The organism is Chitinophaga eiseniae (genome assembly GCF_012641265.1).
Taxonomy (GTDB): Bacteria; Bacteroidota; Bacteroidia; order Chitinophagales; family Chitinophagaceae; genus Chitinophaga; species Chitinophaga eiseniae_A.
In genome coordinates, this window is sequence record NZ_JABAHZ010000004.1 from 315,944 (window position 1) to 340,604 (window position 24,661).

The following is a 24,661-nucleotide window of genomic DNA, read 5'->3' on the forward strand; positions in this document are numbered from 1 at the left end:
GAAAGTAGAATAGCCACAAATTCCTACTTTTGCATAACGAAAAACACCTATTTATGAAGCTATATATGACGGTAGCAATTCCAGCATTTTTGCTGACAATACACCCTGATGCGCTTTTCAGTAAAGACAAAGCAGCAGTGGAAGCAGTAGCACCCAAACCTCAGTCACGTATTTCCTTTGGCAGCGGTATCGACCTTATTGTAAAAGGACTGGGATTAAACATCGATAACATCCGCTTTATCAAGGAGCCCAAGGCCACCGATTACTTCCCGAAGGCGAATAATAAAGCGGCTTATGCATCATCGCTGATTATTGCGGCTAACAATGGCATAGAATCAGGCCGCTCGTTGAATCCAGAGTCGCCGGCTACCCGCGAACAGTTTGCCCTGGCCCTGTTTGAAGCAATAAAATCCACCGGCCCATATCCGGAAACAATGAACTGGGTAATCATTAAGGACGAAAAATCCTTTACCGGGGGTGGATTGTCGGCCGTACAATCGCTCAGCAAGTACAAAGTAGTGACGCTGGAAAATGGCAGCTTCCGGCCCAAGGCCTATATCACCAAAGCAGAAGCTACTAAAATGGTGAAAGCCGCCGCAGATTTTGTAAAGTCGCACCGCGGCGTAGCTGAAAATGGTAATGCCGGTAAAGAGGCGATTACCTATACCACCAAGCCTATAAATAATCATGTAAAAAGTGTGGTACTTTCAGCTGGAGAGAAACCTACGGGTGGTTACGATCTGTTGGTGAACAGTATCGTGTTTTCCGGTACGGATGCTATTATTCACTACAAGCTGATGCCACCACCTGCCGGCAGCATGAATGTTCAGATGATTACTACCCCTACGGCTACTACTTATATTCCATCTACCTATAACGTAGTATTACAGGAAGATTAAAGAATAACGTATAGTCGTGCTGGTTATACGATTTTATAGTCGGCATGAGGTGCTCCTACTTCATGCTGACAACCCTACTACTGCGCTAAGATTACTTCCCCCGTATATTTTGCATCTCCAGGCTTTAAGCTGTAAGATAGAAACATAGCAATGTGTTTTTGACTTACAATTAGGTAGTTATGTGCTTTTTATTTCAAAAACCGTTAGTGTGTGGAAAAATTTTTTCCCACGCGAGGAAATGACATTTAATAGTAATAACTTTGAATTAACTTAAAAGTGAATTGCAAAAAAGGAAAAGTAATCGTATACGCAACGTATCCGGCTTTGACGATATATACTTTTAAACCCAGAGGTGAAGTGTGTTTGTTTGATCAATTTATAGCGAAGTTTGAGAATGAAAAGATGTATCGCCCCAGCCTTAATAAGATTCTTGCAGCCATTGGCGAGTTTACGGCACGAGGTATTAACCGGGGGAGATTTCGACCCCAAGGGGAGCGTGCTATTGAAGCATTACCTTCGGGCTTTAGTGCCCTGCGGTTATACTGTGTTCCCTATGGTGAGCATGCAATATTGATCGGCAATGGAGATATAAAAACGGCTGCGTTGGTACAGGATTGTCCAAAATGCGGCCCACACTGGAGATTTTTGACTTTGCTTGATGCTGAAATTCAACAACGTTTATTGGAAAAAGAGATGTTTTGGCTAAAAGTAAACAGAGAAAGCATACTTTCCGGGAATATGTATTTCGAAATTGGAGATTGTGAATAATTTGTAAATTTTCTATCATTATGTCTACGAAATTTGATCGGATATTAAAAGAAGTGCCACCAGAAATCAAGTTAATGGTTTCCAAATCTTTTGACATTACTGAAAGAATATTGGACATTTTGGATGCAAGAGGAATGACTCAAAAGGAGTTTGCACATTTATTAGGGAAAAAAGAGTCCGAAATCTGCAAATGGATGAAAGGAACACACAACTTTACATTGGAAACCATTGCAAAAATTGAAATAGCGCTGGGTGAGGCTCTTCTCGAGGTCCCCAGGAATAGGCAATTGCCTGTTTTGGAAAGTGCTAAACAACAGGTGTTTTTTGATCTTTTGATTACAGTTAAAGAAGGTCGTCTTACTGCACAGGAGGAGATAGAAGGTAACACAACCGTATATATTAAGACGTATCAATACCAGCAACACGTTAAAATACCCTTAGTTGTCTGATAAGCTATTATGGAATTAGGAGTAACAATATTGAATCTCAAAGTGGTCGGATATAAGGCCAATAAGCCTAAAGATATCGCCTATGGAGGGCTGTATAATGGGAAAGTTGCTTTAGATGCGGAAGTCAGTGTAGACGTTAAATCCAGGCAGATTGCCATCAAAATTACCGCCACAGTTTTTGTAGAAAATGATGTAAAGGATTTGATTAACCTGGGATATATTATTGGTGAAACAATTTTCCACTTATCGGACGTTGTCTGGAGCACCAGTTTAAAAAAAGAAAAGAAAGTTTCAATGATAGATAGTGGTTTGGAAAGTTACCTGATTGGGATTGCTTATGATTCCCTAAGGGGGCTCTTGCATGAAAAAGGGAAAAAAGATGTATTAGGTAAAGTAATCCTCCCACTGGTTGATCCATCCAATATAACAAGAACACGGAAAAGTAAAGTAAATAAAAATAACTGACCACTTTCCAATAATAAAAATGCGGAGCCTCCGGTGTTCAACACCGGAGGCTCCGCATTTTATATCATTTCTAAATACTGTTCTTTCCAATCACTGTCCAATCTTCCTGACCATGTCCTTTGGCAATCCATTGGTCCATTTCTTTGGCAATGGCCGGCAGTACTGCCAGGGGAACGCCCGCTTTGTTAGCAGCGTCAATAAACAGCTGGGTATCTTTCCGCGCCATATTCAGTTCCCAGGAGGGATTGTCGTAGGTGCCGGAAGTCATACGTTTTACGCGCGCAGCCAGGCCGTTGCCGGGATTCCATTCGCCGAAGAGGCCAGTCACATCACTGAGAGGAATGTTCAGTGCTTTGGCGAGCGACAATGTATCTGCCAGGCCGGCGGTTAAGCCAACGAGGAAACTGTTGCCGATCAGTTTCATGCCGGCAGCTTTCCCTTCTACGTCGCCAAAATTGACCACCTGGCCCGTCATTTCTTTCAGCACTGGCAGGTAGGTGGCCACCACTTCCTGGTCGCCCGAAACGAGCATGTACCCAGTACTTTCCAGGGCATTCTGCGGACCCATGAATACCGGGGCGTGGAGATAAGTAAAGCCACGGGCTTTCCAATCTTTTGTTCGCTGCACGGCCCCATCAGCAGAGGTGGTGGTATGATCTATGATCACGGCGCCGGGTTGAAGCCCCGGAGCGGCCGCCGCCAGTACCTCATCTACCGTATGATCATCTTTTAATGTAATATGTATGCGGCTTGCACCTTTCACCGCAGCCGTTACACCGGCAAATGCTTTGGCGCCATAAGCCTCCAGTGCAGTGGCTTTGGAGGTAGTACGATTCCACACCTGCACACTGTTCCCCTTATTAATCAACGCCCTTACGAAATTTGACCCAAGAAGGCCCATGCCTAAGAATGCTATCATAACCTTTTTTCTTCCGAAGATAGGAAAAAGTTAAAAGGTATGGGGGGGAAGTGACGTCTTGCACGTCATATAAACGATTGTGCTGTTTCTTTTTTAAGGAAATTATTGGACCTGATGCCGTTTACCTACAACTGTACCTGCAAGGGCGTAATGTGCCTGTTATTGTGGTTGATTTCGGGGGCAGGATATGGACAAACTGCGCCCGGAATCGCCGGAAAAGTGGTGAATCAATTTACGCAGGAACCGCTGCCCTTCGCCACTGTTTACTGGAAAGCTGCCGGCTTTGGCTGTATGACAGACAATGCCGGCATATTTAAGCTGAAACCAAGTAGTCGCCCGGCTGATACGCTGGTGGTGCGCTACGTAGGATACGCCGTTAAATACCTGCCAATGCAGCATCCGTACAACAATACGGAGCTGGTCCTGCAGCTCGAAGCTAACATGAACAAAGGCGTGGAAGTAAAAGCAAAGCTGGACCGCGGCCTGGTTTGGTGGCGACAGATAGTGGCGCATAAAGCGGAAAATAGCCCCCGGCACTATAATAACTACTACGCCGAATTATATAATAAACTGGAACTCGACCTGGCCAACTTCAACAGGAAGCGACTGACCAATAATAAATTGCTGCAGCCCTTTGCATTCGTACTGGATCGCGTGGACAGCACTTCCGAACAAAAGCCTTTCCTGCCGGTATTTCTCACCGAATCTGTATCAGATTATTATGTGGCGGGAACGCCTCCCCGCGTACGGGAAGAAATCAAAGCATTACATACCAGCGGTATTAAGAATGAATCAGTGATGGAATACCTCGGTGGTATCAACCAGAAAATTAATACCTACAACAACTACATGCTGATATTCAAACGGGAATTTATCAGCCCCGTCAGCGAAAACGGCGACCGGTACTATCATTATAAAGGACTGGATACCATACAGCTGAACGGACAATCTTATTTCCATCTGGCCTTTACGCCGAAGCGGGAAGGAGAAAATCTTTTCTCAGGCGATTGCTGGGTGAACAGCCGTACCTGGGCATTGCTGAAAATCAGCTTGTCGGTGTCGGGTACCGTGGATATCAACTTTGTAAAACGACTCGACATCATCCAGGAATTTGCCCAACTAAATGAGAAAGATTGGGTAGTGACAAAAGATAAATTTATTGTAGAACTGGCGCCGCTGGGCAAGGAAAAAACTACTTTCATTGGCCGGAAAACCACGCAGTATCAACAAATCAGGGTCAACGCACCCGATATTGCCAGTAAAGTAATGGCCAATAAAAAAGCGGAGGAAGTGTTGGTGGCCGACACGGCATTAACGGCAGGTAAGGAATACATGAGCCAACACCGCCCCGACCCCCTGACCAAAAATGAACTGCATGCCATCACCCTGGTGGATACACTGAAATCGATGCCGGCCTTTACCCGGTTAAGCAATACTTTCACCTTCCTGGTAGACGGACATATCAAGCTGGGTAAAGTAGAAATAGGCCCCTGGTATAAATGGATCAGCCGCAACCGCATTGAAGGTATGCGGTTACGTTTCGACCTCGGCACCACGCCCGAATTCAACCGCAACCTGCGCCTGTTCGGCTACCTGGCCTACGGCAGCAAAGACAAGGCCCTGAAAGGTAAAATGGCCATGGCATACGAATTACCTAAAACAGGATGGAGCTTTGCCTCCTGGTATAAAGACGATCTCGATAATAATCAACGCGGATTTAACGGGGAAGAAGTATCCCTGGATAATGTATTCGGCGCCCTCGTACGGCGGCATGGTATTCCACAAAAGTTTATACGTCAGCGTGAGTTTAAACTGATGGCCATGAAAAAAATTGCCGGTACTTTTTCCATACAGGGAGCGGTGTCGCATAGCGCCTACACTACCTTTGATCCGCTGCCTTCCCATAAAATGTTCCTGCGCCAGGGAGAAGAAAGAAATAACCTGGTGAATATGGAGATGCAACTCAATCTCCGTTATGCACCCGGAGAAAAGGAAATTCACACCTTCCGGAAGATACGCAGGATACGCGGGCAACTACCCGTGCTGGAACTGAATTATGCGCTGGCGCCTTCCGGTATCCTCGACAGCCGGTATAGTTACCAGAAGGTGAATGTAAGCCTGATGCAGCAAGTACAATTGCCTAACTGGGGACAGCTGAGCTATATGGTGTATGGCGGAAAAATTTTCGGCGACCGGTTGCCTTTTATGTTATTACAGATGCATCCGGGCAATGAAACGTATTATTACAATAAGCAGTCGTTTAGCCTGATGAATAAGTACGAGTTTTTCAGCGACCAATATGCAGGGATTAATATCGAACATCATTTCGACCGGAAGTTGTTAAACCTGTTGCCTTTTATGCGGAAAACAGGCGTACGTCAGTTCTGGAATGTGAAGACAGTATTTGGCGATATGTCGGCCAGCAATCGGAGCTTTAATCACATCGAGTTTGCAGACTATGGCATGCGCTCTCTCAAAGGGCATGTATATACGGAAGTAGGTACGGGGATAGATAATATCTTTAAATTTTTCCGTATTGATGCGGTATGGCGGTTATATCCCAATAGTAAGAATGTTTCACATACCGGCAATTTTGGACTGTTTGGCAGTTTGCGGCTACAGTTTTAATCACGTAAAGGAGCAAAGAGGCAAAGGCGCGAAGTGCTTTGCTTCTTTGCTCCTTTGCGTGATCAGGTTTTTGCTTTTTCAAAGCCGCTGTTATCCCGGCTATCTTTGCTGGTTTGCAACAGGATTACAAAAGGAGCATCCTGGTTTTTATGATCCAGGTGAATAAAGTATTCGTTTTTACCAATCAGTTCCGGTGTTCCGCTGATGATATTTTTTTCCAGGGAAGTCACATTTACCAACGTTGTTTGCGCAGGCAGCTTTACCCGCAATTGGCCGGACACGGGTACATTACAAACCACCATGTACACGCTGTCTGTACCGGATTTGCGGATATAATATCCCCAATCCTGTTTTGCGAAGCCGGCATCTGTACCTCCATAAATAGCACTGCCATTTATTTTCATCCAGCGGCTTATTTCCTGCATGCGCTGCACTTCTTCTGTACGGAAAGTACCATCGCTTTTAGGTCCGAAGTTAATCACGAAATTACCGCCCAGCGAAGCAGATTTTACCAGCATTTCAATGAGTTCATTAGATGATTTGATGTGTCCCGCCCACCTGGCATTGTAGCCCCATTGGTTTTCAGGAATAGTCATTACGCCTTCCCAGTCGTTGCCATGTACATCGGCTGATTTTTCCGGCAGCTTGCGTTCCCAGCCCTGCTCGTAATCGCCCATCAGGCGGCCATTGGAGTCGAAGTGGCGGGCGCCTTTTTCATCGGCGCGTAAACGGCTGCCGATAATGAGGCCGGGATGTAATCGTTGCAGGTACTGCTCCAGTTCATCGGAGAACGAGCCGTCGTTTTTCCAGGAATCGTCCCAGGTGCCGTCAAACCAGAAACCTTTTACGGTAGGGTATCGCTGTAATAATTCGGTCAACTGGTTTTTTACAAATACCTTGAACCGTTGATAGGCGATGGAGTCCGCGGGTGTTTTTAAGGCAGCGCGCCAGTCGGGCTGATTCCAGTCGATGATGGAAAAGTACAGGTATACATCGATCCCTTTTTTATTGTAGGCATCTACCATGGGACCAATAATATCTTTTTTCCACGGAGAGGCAGCCACGCTATATTTACTGTATTTACTGGGCCACAGGCAAAATCCATCGTGGTGTTTGGTGGTGATGATCATGTATTTGGCGCCCATATCGTTGGCTTGTTGCGCCCATTCTTCCGGCTGATAGTTGACCGGGTTAAATTGTTTATACAGGTTATCATACTCCTGTTGTGGCATTTCCTTCCAGGAGCGTATCCATTCGGCGGCGCCGTTATATGTTTTTCCTTTCCATTCGCCACCGGGAATGGCGTACAGTCCCCAGTGAATAAATTGTCCCAGGCGCTGTGAGCGCCAGCGGGCCATGTCCGCATCTGTTCTGTTGCCGATGCGGTGGGCGCCGTGTTCCAGTGGAAGGGTATCTCTTATGCTTTGATTCGTTTGAGCATGTCCGTGCAGTTGTAATAACAACAGGGCATTGGCGGCTATAGTACGCAATGTTTTTTGCATCATGATCAGTTAAATGTCCAGGTAATGGTATCCGTATATGCTTTGCCGTTATAGATGCCGGTGGCGGTGATCGTATTGTTGCCGGGTTGAAGTGTGATATCGTCAAAGATAATATCTCTTTTATTCGCGCCCCTATGACCGGTAACCGGTGCATTATTATTTACCTGCAGGGTTACAAGTTCCAGGTTGCTGAATACTTCTACTTTCACGTGGGCCTGGTGGCGGATATTGTTGCGGCGTTCGGCGATATATACCATGGGCGCCGGGTTCCAGTTAGCTTTATACCAGTAGAACGCATCTTTTTTCTCCTGGCGGTCGTAGGTGATCAGGCCTTTCAGGTTGCGGGCATTCACTCCGCCCCGGTTCCACATGGGTACGGCAAATTCGAACATATTCCATAAATAGGAAGCGGTGATATACGGGTGTTTTTCTATCACGGCCCATTGCTGCACGTGAGTAGCTGTCTGATAGGTTTCCGGAAAGAATTGTCCGCTTACCGGGTCAAAGTCTGTTACCAGGCTATCGGTATGCTGATGAATGTTTCCGTCGGCGCCATATTCCGTTAGCATCAGCCTATAGTCCGGGTAATCTTTTTCCAGTCCTTTTACCCAGCCTTCTATATCCCCTATTTTGCCTTCATACCAGCCGAAGTAGCGGTTCATGCCCTGGATATCTGTGGCCAGGTTGGCGGGGCGATTCATTTCGCCGTAGCCGCTTACCGCCACGGTATACCGGCCAGGGTCGTTGGTTTTGGCTATATCGTTCAGCTGTCGGGTGAGTACTGATACATAATCGTCGGGTGTTTTGGCATATACTTCGTTGTGCATACCCCATACGTAGATCGCCGGGTGGTTGAAGTTTTGCCGGATTAACTCGGTGAGTTGCTGTTGGGCATTTTCACTTTCTTTCCCGGAGAAGTTATTAACGAAAGGTATCTCTGCCCAGATCAGGAAACCCATGCTATCACATTGGGAGTAGAGATATTCCGATTGCTGGTAGTGAGCAAAGCGGATGGTGGTGGCCCCAATTTCGCGTATCAGGTCGAGGTCTGTTTTATGCTGTGCATTGCTGAGTGCATTGCCATAGTCCTGCCATTCCTGGTGGCGGGTAACACCGTGCATCGGGTAAGCTATACCATTCAGGAAACAACCTTTCCCCGCCTGCACCTCGATGCGACGTAGCCCCAGTGGCTGAGTTACGGCATCCAGCACTTTTCCGCCGGCTATAATGGAGGTAGTGAGGGCATAGAGATAGGGATCTTTGAGCCCGTTCCACAAATGCGGATTATTGACCGGGAGTTCCTGGTGGACGATGTTGATACCTTGTGGAGAGAGGCTTGCATCTTTAACGGAAATGGCTACACGCTTTCCCTGGTGATCCTTTATTTCCGTTTGTACCTGTACGTTCGTATAATGAAGACGTTTGTTTTCGATCTTGGCGGTCACCCCTACCTGTGCCTTTTTATTGCCCAGCTCCTGCGTAATATAAATCCCCGGCGAAGCATAGTCGGTAGTGGTGATGTTGATATCATTGGTGATCAGTAGGTTGACCGGCCGGTAGATACCTCCGAAAATGCCAAAGAGAAAGTTGTTGACGGGCAACACATCTTCCCTGGCTTTATTATTGGCTTTTACCACGATGGTATTTTCTTCTCCATACTTCACCACGTGGGTAATCTCAAAACAGAAGGCGGCATAGGAACCTTTATGCTCGCCGATGAAACGATTATTGATGTAGAGGTTGGCTACGGAGCCTACGCCATCGAAGCGGAGGAACAGGCGCTTTCCTTTCAGCGAGGCTGCTACGGGAAATTGTTTTTGATAACAACCTTCGCCGGCATAGAAATTTTTGCCTTCCTGCATATCTTTATTATTCCAGGTATGCGGGAGTGTTACGCTTTGCCAGCTGGTGTCGGACTGGTTTTTATCTGCTATGAGCGGACCTTTGCGAAAGGTCCATCCATCGTTGAATGGCAAGACAGTTCTTCCCGTTTGTCCGTACCCCTGCAAAAACAGGAGTACAGACAATAAGGAAATGAGGAGTGATTTCTTCATGGCAATGATTTATTTACCGTAGCCATCATTTTGTGTAAGCACGGCATCTTTATTCACGTCAATTTCCGATTGCGGAATAGGCAGGTGTATGTTGAAATCGCTGATGGTAGGCGCTACTTTCGGATTGTATTTGCGCACCCTTGCCACCAGGGTATTGGTTCTGATGAGGGTGAGGCGGCGCAGCTCTTCTGCGGTGAGCTCCCGGGCCCTTTCATCGAGAATATAGTCCAGCGTTACATCGGCGGCCTGTACCGGTGTAGCGTGGGCGCGGTTGCGGATCACGTTGATACTGGCAGCAGCATCTGCATTGCGTCCCTGCTTGAATTGCGCTTCTGCCAGCAGCAGGTAAGTTTCCCCAAGACGCATTTGTATCCTGTCTTTGTACGATTGCGCGCCCTGTATATCCTGTGGCTGAAACTCATACCATTTGGTGGTATGGGCAAAGATATTCTGGATGGTATCAAAGCCGGTAACCTTCACCGGTTGTCCATACTTGGGAGAAGCCGGATCGTTGTAATAGTACTGGCGGCGGATATTGAAGCGGGAGTTGCGCATGTCGTCGTTATCGTACAGGTTGTACGTCCACCAGTTGGTAGGGCGTATCCTGCCAATGCCGCGTCCGCCGAGTGAATCGCATACTTTCATGCCGGCCACGTTTACATAAAAAGGTCCCCACTCGCGGCGGCGCTGATCAAATGCAGAGGCGCCCCCGGGAATGTTGTATTGTTGCTCTATGACCCAGATGGCTTCGGTGTTGCCCTGGTTGCGGCGCATATTACCGTAGGTAAACATATCGGCAAAAGGATCACCGGGTTGGGACGCTTTTACGCCATAGCGAGCATTGATGAGACTAAAGAAATTGCTGTTGATAATCCTTTTCGCAGCCGCCTCTGCATCGGCGGGTTTGTTGGCCCGCAGCAGCGCTTCGGTCAACAGCTGTGCCGCTGCAAATTTATTGATGCGTCCCTGTTTTTTTACACTGGCCGGATCGGGGAGGTGCGCTTCTGCAAAGGTGAGGTCGTCGATGATCTGTTGTATCACCGCTGCTTCGGTAGCCCTTGTAAAGTCGGTACGGGGCGCTGTTACCGGCGTGGTGATCAATGGTACGCCACCAAACAGGATAGAGAGATGGTTATAGGCATACGCACGGAAGAAACAGGCTTCCGCTTTGTATAAGTCGCGCTGGGCCTGCGTGAGTGTAGCCTTCGGGTTGGCCGAGGCGGTAATGATCACATTGGCGGTATTGATTAATTTATAACCATAGTTCCAGATGCTGCTCAGCGAACCTGTTTGAGAATTGAGATTCTGATAGTTTTCATAGGGCGCCTGTATGGTATTTGGCTGACCGGTAATGGCCATATCGGTACCTACATAAAAGGTGGCCAGTAAGCCCTGTGTATCTCCGTAGTCATTGCGCATTACGCTCAGCATCCCGGTGCTGGCGGCTTCGAAGCCTAATTCATCTACCAGCGTATTATCCGGTGCGTAGGCCGATTTAAGGTCTTCGTCAAGAAAATGTTTACTGCAGGAGGAAACAGACAGTGTCAATACCCCCGCTACTAAGATCCTGCATATATATAAGCAATTTTTCATGGTCATCTCTTTTAAAATTATAAACTGATATTAACACCCAATATCAACGACATATTCAGCGGATAGAAATCGGAGCTCTGCTGGCCCGCACCCTGCCCGTTATTTAAGCGGGTACTGGAAGAAGTAATAGAGGAGGGCGATGTTTCCGGATCGTATCCCTGCCATTTGGTGATGGTAGCCAGGTTGCGGCCGCTCACATATACCTGCAGGTTAGAAATGTTGTAACGCTGTAAGGCCTGTTTGTTGAAGTTGTAGCTGAGTGTTACATCCTTCACACGGATAAAGGATGCATCCTGGGCATATTTATATCCTTTTGGATTGGTATAAAACAAGGCCGGGTTGGTATTGATCTTGTTTTCGGAAGTCCAGTAAGGAATGGAAGCCGGCAGGTTGATAATGCCCGCCTGATCGCGGTTGTCGAGGATGTTGTTGGCCCGCAGCGATCCATGTACATCCTGCAGGAAGATGTTCAGTGAAAAGTTTTTATAGGTGAAGGTATTCGTCAGACCGGCAATATATTTAGGTAATTGTGTACCGAGATAGGAACGGTCGGCGGCATCTATTTTACCACTGTTGTCCAGGTCTTTAAATTTGATATAACCTGCTTTGGCGCCGGGATCAATCTTGCTGTCTTCTCCTTCCTGCCAGATGCCGGTCATGGTATAGTCGTAAATGCCCAGCAATGGCTTGCCTATGAACAGGTTGTTACCGATATCATCTTTATTATCGCCATACAACGATACCACTTTATTCCTGTTGAAGGAGATGTTGAATGCCGTTTGCCAGGTGAAGTTATCGGATTGGATGTTGCGGCTGTTCAGTAATATTTCCAATCCTTTATTGGCTGTTTCGCCGATGTTGTCATATACAGACGTATAACCATTGGCCGCCGGTATTTTCCTGCTCAACAACAGGTCGTAAGTACGGGTGCTATAGGTTTCAATGCTACCACTGAGGCGGTTGTTCCACAACGCGAAGTCGATACCCAGGTTCAAACCGGAGGTGGTTTCCCATTTGAGTTTGCTGTTGCCTAATATATCCGGGACTACACCCACAGTAGTAACGCCATCAAATACATAGTTGGCGGTGGCGAGGCGCGACAGGGTGCGATAGCTGCCTACCGCCTGGTTACCGGAGGTACCATAGGAGGCGCGTAGTTTCAGTTGCGAAATCAATGGGAGTTGCGCCATGAATTTCTCATTGTGAATATTCCAGCCCAATGCAACAGAAGGGAATACACCGTATTTATTATCCGGACCAAAGCCGGAGTAGCCATCACGGCGGATGGTAGCGGTGAGCAGGTAGCGGCTGTCGTAGTTATAGTTGATTCTGAACATCTGCGAAAGGAGCATGCTGCCGGTGTAGGAAGTGGTAGTTTTCTGCACCTGTGCCGCTTTCATATTGTAGAAGTCGAGGTTATCGTTTACAAAAGAATTGGCATCCAGCTGGGAGGTAAAGTTTTCGTCTTTCTGCGCGCTGTATAAGCCGGTGAGGTCGAGGTGATGCTTCTTCCACTGGGTAGTATAGGTGAGGAGATTTTCTACAATCCATTGCTTACTTTCTCCGTTGATCACCTGGGCAGTGCCTTGCATATCACCCATTTTGCGGCCGGTATAGTCGCCGCTGCGGTTAGGACGAAAAGAATAGGAGGCATTGACCCGGTATTTCAGCCCTTTTATAAAGTCCGGTGCTATTTCTGCATATCCACTGGCCGTCATGTTTTTGCTGCGGCTGATAGCAGGGTCGTACAGGTTGATCAGCGGGCTGGTATATAGTGTTTGCGGCGCAATCGGGTATACCTCGTAGTCGCCGGCTGCGTTGTAAAGCGTGCCGTAAGGGCTGAGCGCATTGGCGTTAAAGAGCGATACTTCACCGCCATCATTGTTATTATTGACGAGGAACATGTTCACACCGGTTCTTAGCCAGGACGTTACCTTAGCATCTACATTGGCGCGGATGCTGGAGCGGTTGTACTGGTAGCCTTTCAGGGTACCGTCTTCTTTCAGGTAGGTACCGGAGAGATAGTATTTCACGTTGTCGCTACCGCCAGAAATACTCAGCTCGTGGCTATGGATATATCCCTGTTGTGCAATTTCTTTGAGCCAGTTTACTTCTTTGGCGCCGTTGGCAAAATTATTTTGTTCAGACAGGTAAGGCAGATCCGGCGCATCAGGGCGGCCCGCCTGGATATTATACCAGTGGTTTTTGGTGCGGTATTGTTCGCCATTCATTTGTTTTACCACGTTGGACTGGTATTCCGGGCCGGCGTAGCCATTATAGCTGATCTGTGGTTTACCGGTTTTACCTTGTTTGGTGGTGATCATGATCACGCCATTGGCGCCCCTGGCGCCGTAGATAGCAGAGGCAGAAACATCTTTCAGCAGGTCGATAGACGCGATATCGTTGGGGTTGATATCGTTATAGCTGCCGCTGAAAGGGATACCATCCAATACGATGAGAGGCTCGTTGCTGGCGTTAACGGATTTAAGACCGCGTAAATAGAAGGCGGGAGAGCTTCCCGGCTTGCTGCTGTTGCTGATGATATTTACCCCGGGCGTAGTTCCTTGAATCGATTGCAAAACGTTTGTAACAGGAAGATTTTGAAGTCTTTCTTTCGGTACAGAAGATACAGCGCCGGTTACATCGCTTCTTTTCTGCGTACCATAACCTACTACTACCACTTCTGTTTGTTGTTCTACAGAAGCTTTCAGCGTTACGTTGAACGTGCCGCTGCCGGCAACGGCCACTTCCTGGGGCACCATTCCTACAAAGGAAAATATCAATACCTGCGGGCCTTCCGCGCTGATGCGCAGGGTATAAGAACCATCATTGGCAGTGCTCACACCCTGGGAGGAATTTTTAACCCTCACAGAAACGCCGGGTAAAGGGTGGCCGGTTTCATCGGTTACTTTTCCTCTTACTTCGATAGCAGGGGCCGCAGGACTGCTGTTATTGTTGTTGGTCGTTGGCCTGGGAGAGATGAAGACAGACTTGTTTTCAATCACATATTTCAGTGGCTGATCTTTCAGCATGAGATCGAGGAACGTTTGTATAGATACATTTTCCACTTTCAGGGTAACGGGACGTGCTTTTTCCAGTACGTCGCGGCTGGCTACCACGGTATAACCGGATTGCCTGCGGATAACCGAAAAGAGTTTTTCTACCGGCACATTGTGTCCCGACCAGGTGATCAGTTGCGCATACCCGGTGGCACTTACTTGCAGTAAAGCGGTAGTTAATAATAAGAAAGTCAGTTTCATAACTAACAGCATTTTGGTTGAAAACCGGCTCCTGTTGCGTATCTTTCCTAACATAGGCGCATGGGAATGCCGGTTACAAAGAGCAATTTTTTGCATAGCTTTGCATTGATTTGGCTTGTAAATAGATTGTTGTCTGGAATACTCAACTGTTTTGCATAGCTGTAATCTTTCTTAGCCGGAGGTGGGTCGAAACACTTCCGGTTTTTTATTACAGGTGGCTTCCTGGTTGATGGTTGAATTGTTTAGTTCACTGTTTTTCTATAACATGTTTGATGAAAACGTCTTTTTATGATTTTATAATTATTTTTCTGCCTGTCAGCTGGAAGTGAATGCCTGAATCTTTCAGGAAATTGAGTACGCTGGAGAGGTTTACATCACTACCTATTTCTCCTACAAAGGTGATGTCTGGCGGCGTTGATTCATATACGACTTCGATATCATACCACCGGGCAATGATGCTCATGACGGTGGTTAGTTTTTTATCCTGGAAGTTGAGCACGCCATTTTTCCATGCAATAACGGCCAGGGTATCTACCTGGTGTTGCAGGGTGGTGGCGCCGGTTGGTTTATTGATCAGCAGTTGCTGTCCTGGCTGTAATACTTTTGGTTGATGAGGTACATTTACCCGTACCGCGCCTTCGAGCAGGGTAGTGCTGATGTTGGCGTCTTCCTGGTAATTATTGATATTAAAATGTGTGCCCAGCACTTCTACGCTGGTTTCATTATTTAATTTCACAATAAATGGCTGCCGGCTGTTGGGTGCTACCTCAAAATAGGCTTCCCCGTTGAGGGTAACGGTTCTGTTGCTGCCGGTAAAGGCGGTAGGGTAGCTGATGGCGCTGGCGGCATTGATCCATACCTGGGTACCATCCGGCAGTTGCAGCCTGAATTTGCGTCCGCGGGGCGTACTCATAGTATTATAGCTCACTGTGCCGGCGGCAGATGCATCATAGGCCAGCTGGCCGTTGTGCAGTGTAACGCGGGTACCTTGCTGGGTGGTTACCACGCCATTGTTTAAGCTGTCTAATACTACCTGGCTGCCATCTCCGAGCGTTAATACGGCGCCGTTCTTACCGGGTTGCACATCTGTATTGGCTGCTATCACCACAGGTGGCGGAGGCGTATGCTGCCGCCAGGTAAACCAGGCTACTGTGCAGCACAGCAACCCTGCGATAGCTGCTGCCGCCACATAAGGGCGGCGATAAAAGCGAATTTTTTTAACCACCGGTTCCCCCTGTAAAATACGCTGGAGCTGTGGTTCATATACAGAAGGATCATAGGCCGGATCGGCTATGGCAGTGATATGCAGCTCGTTGATGAGTGCGGTCCATTCGTCGTCATCGTCATTGGTACGCAATGCTGCAAACAATTCAGCTTCCTCCGCTGCGGAGGCAGTACCTTCGTAATAACGCTGTAATAAAAAGCGGTAATAATCTTTAGCTTCCACGATACAGTTCCCTTCTTTTGCTGGTTAGACGCTAAAAAATAACAAGTGTACTATGCGTCTGAAAAAAAATCACAAAAATCTCGACAACAGGGTAATCAGTAAGATAGGAAGGCGGGTGCCGGTATGTTTTTCCAGGTATTCCCGGATAAATTTGCGGGCGGTAACCAGCTGGTTTTTAACGGTATTTTCAGAGATGTCCAGCGCTTCAGCAATTTCCTTGCGGGATTTGCCTTCCTGGATATTCATCATAAATACGTCCCGGCGGGAGGCCGGTAATTTTTCCACCGCTGTTTTAATCAGGCCTTGCAGTTCCTTTGCATAGATGCCGGCAGAAAAATCTTCCTGGTCAGGAACATCAGCAATGATATCATCGTGACGGTTTTTTTCCCGGGCATGTTGACGGAGCACCGACAACGATCGGTTGGAAGCCAGCGTATACAGCCAGCCGCCGGGATTTTCGATATCTGCCAGGGTGTCCCGGAGCAGCCACACTTTCAGGAATACTTCCTGCAGCACTTCTTCTGCCGCGGTATCTGATTTCAACAATTTTTTGACAGAGCCTATCAGCACGGCATTGTACCGGTGATATAATAAACGAAAAGCTGCTTCATCTCCATGGGCGATTGCTGAAAAAAGTTTCCTGTCGTCTGGTATGTTCACAGCGTGTTCCTGGTTATTGGTGGCAAAAATGTTTAGCTGCCCTCAATATTAGGGCATTTAAGGGTTTTCTGCAAACGCTTTCTTTGATAGATGGCATTTCATTTTACTTTTTTATTTTTATGTTACTACCGGAAACTTTTAACTGACTGTATGGCTAATTATACTAACATGGCTTCCGCAGCTATTCATGCTGCGCAATCCCATATCGCCGAAAATGCCCACCTGGTGCCTGTTTTCGCTACCTCTACATTTACTTTCGATAATGCGCAACAGGGCATGGACCGTTTCCAGGGTACGGCCCCGGGTTATATTTATTCCCGCTTTGGCAATCCTACGGTAACGGTTGCCGAGGAGCTGATCGCCGCCCTGGAAGCGCTGGAGCTGAAACAGGAAGATGACAGTCCTCTGCCACTGAAAGCTATTCTACATGCCAGCGGACAGGCAGCCATGGCTACCCTCATGCTGTCGAACCTGGTAGCGGGCGACCAGGTGCTCACCCATTATTCATTGTATGGAGGCACCCACGAGTTCCTGTTTAACTTCCTGCCTGCCTTTGGGGTGACTGCGCAAATTGCAGATCTGCATGACCTGGAAGGACTCGACGCCCTGCTGGCAGCTAATCGTACCGTGAAACTGATCCATATTGAATCGCCGGCCAATCCCTCTATGCGCTGTGTAGACCTGGAAGCGGTATGCCGCATCGCCGGCAGGCACCAGGTAAAAGTAAGTGTAGACAATACCTTTGCTACGCCTTACCTGCAACAGCCATTCCGCTATGGTGTTGATTTCGTATTTCATTCTACTACCAAGTTCCTAAACGGGCATGGCACTGCTATCGGCGGCGTGTTCATCGGAAAAGATATTGCCTTTATGCAGTCGAAGGCACGCAAAACCGCCACCTTGCTGGGTGGTTGCGCTAATCCTTTTGATACCTACCTGCTCATCCAGGGCATTAAAACCCTGGAACTCCGTATGAAGCAACATTGCAGCAATGCGCAACAGGTAGCTGAATTTCTCCAGGCACATCCGGCAGTAGCCAAAATAAATTTTAATGGTTTGCCGGATCATCCGGACTATGCATTGTCGGCCCGGCAAATGCGCCACCCCGGCGCGGTGATGAGCTTTGAACTGAAAGCGGGATTTGAGGCGGCAGTACGATTTATCGACCGCCTGCAAATGTGTTTGCGGGCAGTGTCGTTGGGTACAGTAGATACCCTCATCTCTCACCCGGCTTCTATGTCGCATTCCGGTATGAAGAAGGAGGACCGGGAAAAAGCAGGTATTTCTGATGGCTTAATCCGCCTGAGTGTGGGACTGGAGCATATAGACGATATTATCCTCGACCTGGACCAGGCGCTCTCCGCATAATACTATATCCCCGGCAGGCAGTGTGATAACAGGTACACGCCTGCCAGCGATACCAGCGCCATCACGATGGTGCTGGTACTATATACCCGCAGCATGTCTTTTACTTCCAGCCCGGAAAACCGGGAAATAACCCAGAAGTAGGCATCGTTGGTATGGGAAATCATCATAGACCCCGCGCCCATAGCAAGTACACAGATGATATGGCCATTACCGGAATCCAACCCGATAATAGGCAGTAATGGCTGCATAATCGCAGCAGCTGCAATGATAGCCACGGTAGAGGAGCCCTGGGCGGTTTTGAGCAGGGCAGTGACCAGGAAAGGTAATAATAAACCCATGGCAGCCACTGCCTGGTTTTGTGCAATGTGACTGCCAATATCAGCTTTCGCCAGGATGGCACCAAAAGCGCCACCGGCCCCAATGATCACCAGTATACCGGCAGCTTTCTCTGCGCTTTCCTGCAACAGCGGGCCGGTCTTATCTTTTAACTGCGTTAAGGCCAGCAGGATACCCACGCTGAGTGCTACCTCCGGTATGCCCAGCAAGGCCAGGGTCTTTAAAGCAAAAGACGGCGCCACGCCAGTTTCCAGGCTAAAAAGCGAGCGTATCGCAATCAGTAGGATGGGCACCGCCACCGGCAGCACCGACATTCCTACAGAAGGGCCCACCGCCACCGGCGTGGCGGTAATTTCTGTACTAACGTGGGCGGCTAAACGCTTCCCGGCAAATACCGACCATGCGTAGCCACCGGCGGCAGCGGGAATAGCGATCAGCAGGCCATAGAGCATCACCTTGCCTGTTTCTGCATGAATAGTAACAGTAGCCGCTGTAATACCCGGATGCGGCGGCATGAGGCAATGCACAGCATATAAACCGGTGGCCAGAGAGGACGCCATGATCATCAACGATACGCCGGAACGCTGTGCCAGCGCCTTATTTAATCCGCTTAATACAATGAATCCCGAATCACAAAAAATAGGCATACCCACCAGGTAACCAATCATATTCATAGTCAGTGCCGCTTTACCGGTACCAATACGCTGCAATACATAATTGGCCAGTACCGCCGTGCTGCCGCTATGTTCCAGGATCAGCCCCAGGGTAGTGCCCAGTATAATCAGTAATCCTAATGAACCAATAATGCTACCCATGCCGGATTTAATGCTGCCAAGAATATCGGCTGCCGGCAGGCCCAATATGCAGCCGGTCAATACTGCTGCCAGCAGCAAGGCAAAGAAGGCATGTACCCGGAACCTGGCCGTGAGCAATACAATGAGGGCAACGCCCGCTAACAGGCCAGACAGGCTTTGTAGTAAAGGAATGGTTGTCATAGTTACTACAAGATAGAAATTAATGCTATAAAAAAGGCCGGATCATTGGATCCGGCCTCTCTCGAGCAACAATAATTTTTACTGGATGCTGATCTGCTGTGCAGCAGCGGTATCCAGGTAAGATGTCTTAATATGTAACGTTCCTTTTTTGTCTGACGCGTTAAAGAAACAACCGGTAACAGCCTTATCAAACGCTTGCTGGCTGCTGTACACTTTCACTGCCTGGCCATTGATCATTACCTTTTTCGGAGCGGTAGCACGGTGTACCTGGAGCAGGTATATACGTTGTTTGTTAATACCGGTATAAGTGCCCCTGGCCGCGTTGATGGTGATGTGCGTACCCTGGGTGGCATCTACTTCGATCAGCGTTCTGGCAAAGGTCCCATTGTTGTATTCGCGGGTTAGTCCATCATCTTCATATAAATCAAAAGAGGATTTACCGGCAGGATAAATGTCGAGGGTGAGGGTATCTGTTTTTTTCTCCCCATCATAGTTCATCTGCGGGTACATGGGAATAATAGCGCCCTGCTTAATGAACAGCGGCAGTTTATCCAGCGGAGCGTTATAGTTATTCAGTACGGTTGCGCCAGTATAAGCGGTGCCATCCCAGTAGTCGTACCAGGTGCCGGCAGGGAGATAAATGCTGTCCCGTTTACCCTCACTTTTATACACAGGCGCTACCAGTAAGGAAGGGCCGTTCATAAACTGGTATTGGGTAGCGGTACCGCGGCATACCGTATCTTCCGGAAACTCCAGTATCATAGCCCTGGATGCGGGAACGCCGGTAGCATGGGCATCCGCGCAGAGGGTATACATATAAGGGGTGAGCCGCATTTTGAGTTGCAGGTATTTCCGGTTGGTAGCGGTGTTTGTTTCCCCTTGCAGATAGGGCTGTTTATTTTTCTTTGCCCAGCCGTTCATGACCATGAGTACGGGCGTAAAACATTTCCATTGCAGGTCGCGCACATAGGTAGAATCGCTGCCCCGGAAAATGCCGTCTACATCGCCGGTGGCGGCGTTTTGGGCAGATAAGCCGGCGCCGATAATGGTGGGGATATGAAAGCGGATATATTCCCAGTTGCCCGATTGATCGCCCGACCATACGGTGGAGTAGCGTTGGGTACCTGCCCAGCCCATCACGCTCCAGATATAACCCCTGGCGTTGCTGTTATTTTCGATGCCTTCATAGGCGGCCTTGCATCCATCCAACGCAAACTTATAACCAGGGCCTACCCAGGCTACATCCAGTTTGGCCAGGCGGGAGCCGTATACCCCTACTTCTTTGGCTATTTTATCTACCCCGTTTTCTGTCCACAGGCCGGTATAGAAGCCGCGCTTATGGAGTTCCATGATGGTGGAGTCCAGCTTCGTATAGCCACAGCCGTAACCATCGTTGGGGAGGATCCAGCCGCGGGGCATATCGTTTTCTATGTATTTGTCGGCCACCAGCTTAATCACATCCGGGGTGGTGCCGGTAGTGCCGGTGCCTTTATACGCTTTAGAGTCGGTGCCGGCGCCACCGCGATTGTAGCAGTTGGCATCGCCCAGGCTCAGCGCCCAGCGGGGCATCAGGAAAGGGCGACCGGTAACGCGGGTATAGCCATCGAGAATTTGTTTGAGGGAAGGGCCGTAGAAATAGAAGCAATCGAAACGGTTTTCATTGTGTTTGAATTGCAGCGTGTCCCTGAAATCGTATTTACCCACATCGAACGTGTTCCTGAAAGCGCCGTACCCGGCGGTGGACATGTAGAATGGCGCAGGGTTGGGGCGACCGCCATTATCCCAGCCATTCCCTTTTTCGATTAAAATTTCCTGGCCGCGATGGGAGAAATAGCCATTCTGCATCCCGCCGCCATAGAAATATTCGTCGGGTTGACGTTTCATGGTCTGGGTGGTCACCGAGCCAAACGTGAGTGGGGCCGACTCTTCCCAGATAGCCCTGGTGTCGTTAATATCGTATAGGGCAAAGCGTAAGGGCTGCTTATATACACGTACCACGCAGCTATTGCTTTTCACCTGGTAATAAGTGCCTTTGTCGCTGCTGTTGAGCGTAACCTTACCCGGTTGATTCATCACCACGATGTCGTTGCCGGCGGGGTCGGTAAATTCGCCATCGGGGGCCATCCAGAGCCGGAAGATATCATCTGCATAGAAGATAAGCTTAAAGGCCGATAAGCCGGCGCGGATATCGAATTCATTGGCGCCGGCAGCCTGGAAGCCCGTTACATTACCGATGTGCGACGCATTGGCGTTGATGTGTACGCGCAGGGAATCATTGGTGCGATGTTCATCTTCCTGATATTGTAACACAAACGCTACATTATGCATAGGGCGATCGGTGAGGTCGGTAGCCGGGAATTTAATGCTCAGTTCCTCGCCGGGCTGCAGTCCCTTTTTATTAGCGGGCACGGTGACGGTCACCGGCGGCCGCTGGTCGATGTTGCAGCGCACGGTAAAGGCGGATTTGATGGCATCGATCCCGCTGTTTTTTACGGTGATGGCCAGTTCATCGGCTTTAGTGAATGTATTTTTTTCTTCCGTATGGGAAGTGAGGCGGGTGATGGCCAAGTCTTTTTTGTAGCCTTCCGCCAGTTCAATATCGTCGATCATCCAGTACCAGCTGTAAAATCCTTTCCAGTAAAAACGGATGTATACCTGTGGCTGATGAGCGGCTATTTTAGTGATGTTGAGTTCCTGGTTAATGGGAATAAACATGTCATTGGCCGCTGGTACGTTGTTCATCACGTTGAAGTCGGTCCAGTGAATGCCATCGGTGCTCACGCCTGCCAGCAAGGCGGCGCCGGGGGCGGCAAAGGCGCTGTTGTACCGGAAGGTATGCTGGAAACGCAGGATCACCGACGATTTGCCGGCACAGTTAATGGGGCTGGTTTGTACCCAGGTGTCGGGATATTCTTTCTTTTTAACCCAGGATGGCTGGTCTTCATCTACGAAGTAGCCAGCCTGGAATTGCAGGTGGTAGCCGCGGCTTTTAGAAGCGATGGGAGGCGCCTGTTGCTGGTATTCGAACGAGCCGGGATAAGGCTGATTGGTGACAATCCAGTTGAGCTGTTTATGGCTTGAGTCAACGTTTTTCCATCCGTCGGGCAGGTCGCTGGTATTAAAATGTTCTGCCCAGAACACCCGGGTATCGGCGGGGGCATTTTGGGCCATGGCCTGCCGGCCAGCTACGGCCAGTAGTGCAAATAGCAGTGCTTTTTTCATGAATTGTTCACCGTTAAAATCAAAAAAATTCCGGGAGGCCGGAAGGAGCCCCAATATTATGTTATTGTAATGTCCCATACCAGCCATAGGGAGAGAAAATGACATTCGCGCTACTTTTCGCCGAATCCTGGCACTGGTAGCTGCCATCCGGGGAGGCGCCATAACAGTATATAACATTAACGCATATATGTTTTTCTGAATATTAGAGTTTGTCGATGCAACAGCTTGATAATGGCTATTTTACATACCTTTGTGCCCTAATACACAGGATATGAAAAGAATGTTATTCATGACACGCTATTGTTTGCTGGCCCTGGTAGCAATGGCTTTTATGGCTTCCTGCGCATCTACCAGGAAAAGCAGTAGTCCCCATGTATATATGAGCAAGCAGTACGAAGAGTTGAAGAACGTATTGAATGAAGCAGACGTAAGTATTATCAAAGACAGTTTAAAGGTTATTTTCCCCAACAACGTATTATTTGCCTCTTCTTCCGACCAGGTAAATGACGCTGTCAAGCCTACTTTTGGCCGTTTTGCTGAAATACTCAATAAGTATGGCAAAACCAAAATATTGATTACAGGTCATACGGACAATACTGGTGCTGCCGATTACAACCGGGAGCTGTCTGAGAAGCGGGCTGCTTCTGCGAAGGGGTTGCTCAGCAGTTTTAATGTGAACAACGACCGTATGTTTACATGGGGATTATCGGACCGTGATCCAATTGCCTCCAATAATACAGACGCCGGCAAGGCCCGTAATCGCCGGGTAGAGTTCGTGATTTTGTATGATGTAAAGCAGTAAGCGGAAAGCATAAAGCATAAAGCTGAAAGCTATTATGGAGAAGAGCTTAGCGAGTATCTCAAAATCCGCTTAGATCAATCTCCATAATAGCTTTCAGCTTTATGCTTTATGCTTTCCGCTTTTTTACGTATTATTAAACCATTCGTGAAACCCAAAATATTCCCGTTATGCATTCTCGCCGCAATTTCTTACAACAGATCGCCGCTACGGCTATGGTATTACCTTTAATGTCGCTCCCCGGTTGGGCCGTCACCCGGCGCCCGAAAGACGGAAAAGTATTGAGGGTAGCCCTCATGGGATTAGGTAGCTATGCCAACCGCGTAGCCGACGCCATGCAATCCTGTACCAAGGCTAAACTGGTGGGCGCGATCAGCGGAACGCCTTCCAAGATCACCGACTGGCAGCAACGCTTTGGCATCCCGGCGGCCAATTGCTATAACTACGACAACTTCGACCGTATCAGGGATAACCCCGATATAGATGTGGTATACATTACTACGCCCAATGCCTTGCATCATGCGCAAACCCTGCGGGTAGCCGCTGCAGGAAAACATGTGATCTGTGAAAAGCCTATGGCCCTCAATGCCCGCGAGGGCGCTGAAATGATAGCAGCCTGTAAAAAAGCTAACGTGCAATTGCTGGTAGGCTATCGCATGCACTTTGAACCTAAAACGCTGGAGATTATCCGCATGCGGAATAATGGCGAATTCGGAAAGATCTTATTCTTCCAGGGACAGTGCGGCTTCCGCATAGGCGATCCCACCCAGTGGCGGTTGAATAAGGAACTGGCCGGTGGGGGCTCCCTGATGGACATCGGCATTTATGCCATCAACGGCGCCCGCTATATGACTGGCGAAGAGCCGTTGTGGGTAACTGCCCAGGAAACCAAAACAGATCCCGTAAAGTTTAAAGCTGGCGTAGATGAAACCATACAGTTCCAGCTGGGATTTCCCAGTGGGGCAGTGGCCTCCTGCCTGTCTACCTACAATATGAATAATCTCGACCGCTTCTTCCTCAATGGAGAAAAGGGCTTTGCAGAACTGCAGCCTTCCACCGGCTACGGCCCCATTAAAGGGCGCACTTTTAAAGGAGAACTCACTCAACCACATATGACCCATCAAACCGTGCAGATGGACGAAATGGCAGATATTCTGCTGGCCGGAAAACGGCCGCTGGTAGCGGTCAACGGCGAAGAGGCGCTGAAAGACCAGAAGATTATAGACGCCATTTACCAGTCGGTGAAAACAGGGAAAAAGATCCATCTCGCCTGAGCAGCCCCGGAATTGGCCGAGGA

General features: G+C 48.5%; 17 protein-coding genes. 8 read left to right on the forward strand and 9 right to left on the reverse strand.

The genetic code is table 11. The features are described from left to right. Positions 1-53: 53 nt before the first annotated feature. The 4 genes from HGH91_RS18365 to HGH91_RS18380 all read left to right on the forward strand — a co-directional run bounded on the left by HGH91_RS18365 (position 54) and on the right by HGH91_RS18380 (position 2,581). Complete coding sequence (locus tag HGH91_RS18365) at positions 54-899, forward strand: protease complex subunit PrcB family protein (RefSeq protein WP_168740263.1); 846 nt, start codon at positions 54-56, stop codon at positions 897-899. Between the two features lie 276 nt (positions 900-1,175). Beyond that, complete coding sequence (locus tag HGH91_RS18370; RefSeq protein ID WP_168740264.1) at positions 1,176-1,667, forward strand: hypothetical protein; 492 nt, start codon at positions 1,176-1,178, stop codon at positions 1,665-1,667. 20 nt (positions 1,668-1,687) lie between these two features. Beyond that, the gene (locus tag HGH91_RS18375) at positions 1,688-2,116 is read left to right on the forward strand and encodes a multiprotein-bridging factor 1 family protein (RefSeq protein ID WP_168740265.1); all 429 of its coding nucleotides are present in this window, start codon (positions 1,688-1,690) and stop codon (positions 2,114-2,116) included. Positions 2,117-2,125: 9 nt separating this feature from the next. Next, a complete protein-coding gene (locus tag HGH91_RS18380; RefSeq protein ID WP_168740266.1) occupies positions 2,126-2,581 on the forward strand; it encodes a hypothetical protein in 456 nt (151 codons plus the stop codon). A gap of 70 nt (positions 2,582-2,651) precedes the next feature. Here HGH91_RS18380 and HGH91_RS18385 read toward each other — a convergent pair whose 3' ends face one another. Then, on the reverse strand, positions 2,652-3,500 hold the full coding sequence (locus tag HGH91_RS18385) for an NAD(P)-dependent oxidoreductase (RefSeq protein ID WP_168740267.1): 849 nt from the start codon (positions 3,498-3,500) through the stop codon (positions 2,652-2,654). 114 nt (positions 3,501-3,614) lie between these two features. Between HGH91_RS18385 and HGH91_RS18390 the strand changes: the two genes are divergently transcribed. Then, the gene (locus HGH91_RS18390; protein ID WP_168740268.1) at positions 3,615-6,128 is read left to right on the forward strand and encodes a DUF5686 and carboxypeptidase-like regulatory domain-containing protein; all 2,514 of its coding nucleotides are present in this window, start codon (positions 3,615-3,617) and stop codon (positions 6,126-6,128) included. A gap of 62 nt (positions 6,129-6,190) precedes the next feature. On the opposite strand, the gene HGH91_RS18395 is transcribed toward HGH91_RS18390, so the two are convergent. The 6 genes from HGH91_RS18395 to HGH91_RS18420 all read right to left on the reverse strand — a co-directional run bounded on the left by HGH91_RS18395 (position 6,191) and on the right by HGH91_RS18420 (position 16,644). After that, positions 6,191-7,630 carry an alpha-L-fucosidase gene (locus HGH91_RS18395; protein ID WP_211092349.1) on the reverse strand — a complete coding sequence of 480 codons (1,440 nt, stop codon included), beginning with the start codon at positions 7,628-7,630 and terminating at the stop codon, positions 6,191-6,193. 5 nt (positions 7,631-7,635) lie between these two features. Beyond that, complete coding sequence (locus tag HGH91_RS18400) at positions 7,636-9,684, reverse strand: glycoside hydrolase family 2 protein (protein WP_168740270.1); 2,049 nt, start codon at positions 9,682-9,684, stop codon at positions 7,636-7,638. Between the two features lie 9 nt (positions 9,685-9,693). Beyond that, on the reverse strand, positions 9,694-11,277 hold the full coding sequence (locus HGH91_RS18405) for a RagB/SusD family nutrient uptake outer membrane protein (RefSeq protein WP_168740271.1): 1,584 nt from the start codon (positions 11,275-11,277) through the stop codon (positions 9,694-9,696). Positions 11,278-11,294: 17 nt separating this feature from the next. Then, entirely contained in the window at positions 11,295-14,537 is a 3,243-nt protein-coding gene (locus HGH91_RS18410; RefSeq protein WP_168740272.1) for a TonB-dependent receptor, read from the reverse strand. Between the two features lie 286 nt (positions 14,538-14,823). After that, positions 14,824-15,984, reverse strand: coding sequence for a FecR family protein (locus HGH91_RS31540; RefSeq protein ID WP_168740273.1), 1,161 nt, complete (start codon positions 15,982-15,984; stop codon positions 14,824-14,826). A 69-nt stretch (positions 15,985-16,053) separates the two neighbouring features. Further along, positions 16,054-16,644 carry an RNA polymerase sigma-70 factor gene (locus HGH91_RS18420; protein ID WP_168740274.1) on the reverse strand — a complete coding sequence of 197 codons (591 nt, stop codon included), beginning with the start codon at positions 16,642-16,644 and terminating at the stop codon, positions 16,054-16,056. Positions 16,645-16,794: 150 nt separating this feature from the next. Here HGH91_RS18420 and HGH91_RS18425 point away from each other — a divergent pair, with 150 nt between their 5' ends. Beyond that, a complete protein-coding gene (locus HGH91_RS18425) occupies positions 16,795-18,012 on the forward strand; it encodes a trans-sulfuration enzyme family protein (protein WP_168740275.1) in 1,218 nt (405 codons plus the stop codon). A gap of 2 nt (positions 18,013-18,014) precedes the next feature. Here the strand turns inward: HGH91_RS18425 and HGH91_RS18430 are convergent, their stop codons facing one another. Together HGH91_RS18430 and HGH91_RS18435 are read right to left on the reverse strand one after the other, a co-directional pair. Continuing rightward, positions 18,015-19,343 (reverse strand): GntP family permease, encoded by a 1,329-nt coding sequence (locus HGH91_RS18430; RefSeq protein WP_168740276.1) that lies wholly within the window; start codon positions 19,341-19,343, stop codon positions 18,015-18,017. Between the two features lie 78 nt (positions 19,344-19,421). Next, positions 19,422-22,742 carry a TIM-barrel domain-containing protein gene (locus tag HGH91_RS18435; protein ID WP_211092350.1) on the reverse strand — a complete coding sequence of 1,107 codons (3,321 nt, stop codon included), beginning with the start codon at positions 22,740-22,742 and terminating at the stop codon, positions 19,422-19,424. A gap of 94 nt (positions 22,743-22,836) precedes the next feature. Between HGH91_RS18435 and HGH91_RS18440 the strand changes: the two genes are divergently transcribed. Together HGH91_RS18440 and HGH91_RS18445 are read left to right on the forward strand one after the other, a co-directional pair. Continuing rightward, on the forward strand, positions 22,837-23,367 hold the full coding sequence (locus tag HGH91_RS18440) for an OmpA family protein (RefSeq protein WP_168740277.1): 531 nt from the start codon (positions 22,837-22,839) through the stop codon (positions 23,365-23,367). A gap of 167 nt (positions 23,368-23,534) precedes the next feature. After that, positions 23,535-24,638, forward strand: a complete 1,104-nt coding sequence (locus HGH91_RS18445; protein WP_168740278.1) for a Gfo/Idh/MocA family protein — start codon at positions 23,535-23,537, stop codon at positions 24,636-24,638. Positions 24,639-24,661: the final 23 nt, after the last annotated feature.

What these genes read in the sequence shown, in the direction of transcription:
- HGH91_RS18365 (WP_168740263.1), top strand. Translation starts at nt 54, where the DNA reads ATGAAGCTATATATGACGGTAGCAATTCCAGCATTTTTGCTGACAATA.
- HGH91_RS18375 (WP_168740265.1), top strand. Translation starts at nt 1,688, where the DNA reads ATGTCTACGAAATTTGATCGGATATTAAAAGAAGTGCCACCAGAAATC.
- HGH91_RS18380 (WP_168740266.1), top strand. Translation starts at nt 2,126, where the DNA reads ATGGAATTAGGAGTAACAATATTGAATCTCAAAGTGGTCGGATATAAG.
- HGH91_RS18385 (WP_168740267.1), bottom strand. Translation starts at nt 3,500, where the DNA reads ATGATAGCATTCTTAGGCATGGGCCTTCTTGGGTCAAATTTCGTAAGG.
- HGH91_RS18390 (WP_168740268.1), top strand. Translation starts at nt 3,615, where the DNA reads ATGCCGTTTACCTACAACTGTACCTGCAAGGGCGTAATGTGCCTGTTA.
- HGH91_RS18395 (WP_211092349.1), bottom strand. Translation starts at nt 7,630, where the DNA reads ATGCAAAAAACATTGCGTACTATAGCCGCCAATGCCCTGTTGTTATTA.
- HGH91_RS18400 (WP_168740270.1), bottom strand. Translation starts at nt 9,684, where the DNA reads ATGAAGAAATCACTCCTCATTTCCTTATTGTCTGTACTCCTGTTTTTG.
- HGH91_RS18405 (WP_168740271.1), bottom strand. Translation starts at nt 11,277, where the DNA reads ATGAAAAATTGCTTATATATATGCAGGATCTTAGTAGCGGGGGTATTG.
- HGH91_RS18410 (WP_168740272.1), bottom strand. Translation starts at nt 14,537, where the DNA reads ATGAAACTGACTTTCTTATTATTAACTACCGCTTTACTGCAAGTAAGT.
- HGH91_RS18425 (WP_168740275.1), top strand. Translation starts at nt 16,795, where the DNA reads ATGGCTAATTATACTAACATGGCTTCCGCAGCTATTCATGCTGCGCAA.
- HGH91_RS18430 (WP_168740276.1), bottom strand. Translation starts at nt 19,343, where the DNA reads ATGACAACCATTCCTTTACTACAAAGCCTGTCTGGCCTGTTAGCGGGC.
- HGH91_RS18435 (WP_211092350.1), bottom strand. Translation starts at nt 22,742, where the DNA reads ATGTTATATACTGTTATGGCGCCTCCCCGGATGGCAGCTACCAGTGCC.
- HGH91_RS18440 (WP_168740277.1), top strand. Translation starts at nt 22,837, where the DNA reads ATGAAAAGAATGTTATTCATGACACGCTATTGTTTGCTGGCCCTGGTA.
- HGH91_RS18445 (WP_168740278.1), top strand. Translation starts at nt 23,535, where the DNA reads ATGCATTCTCGCCGCAATTTCTTACAACAGATCGCCGCTACGGCTATG.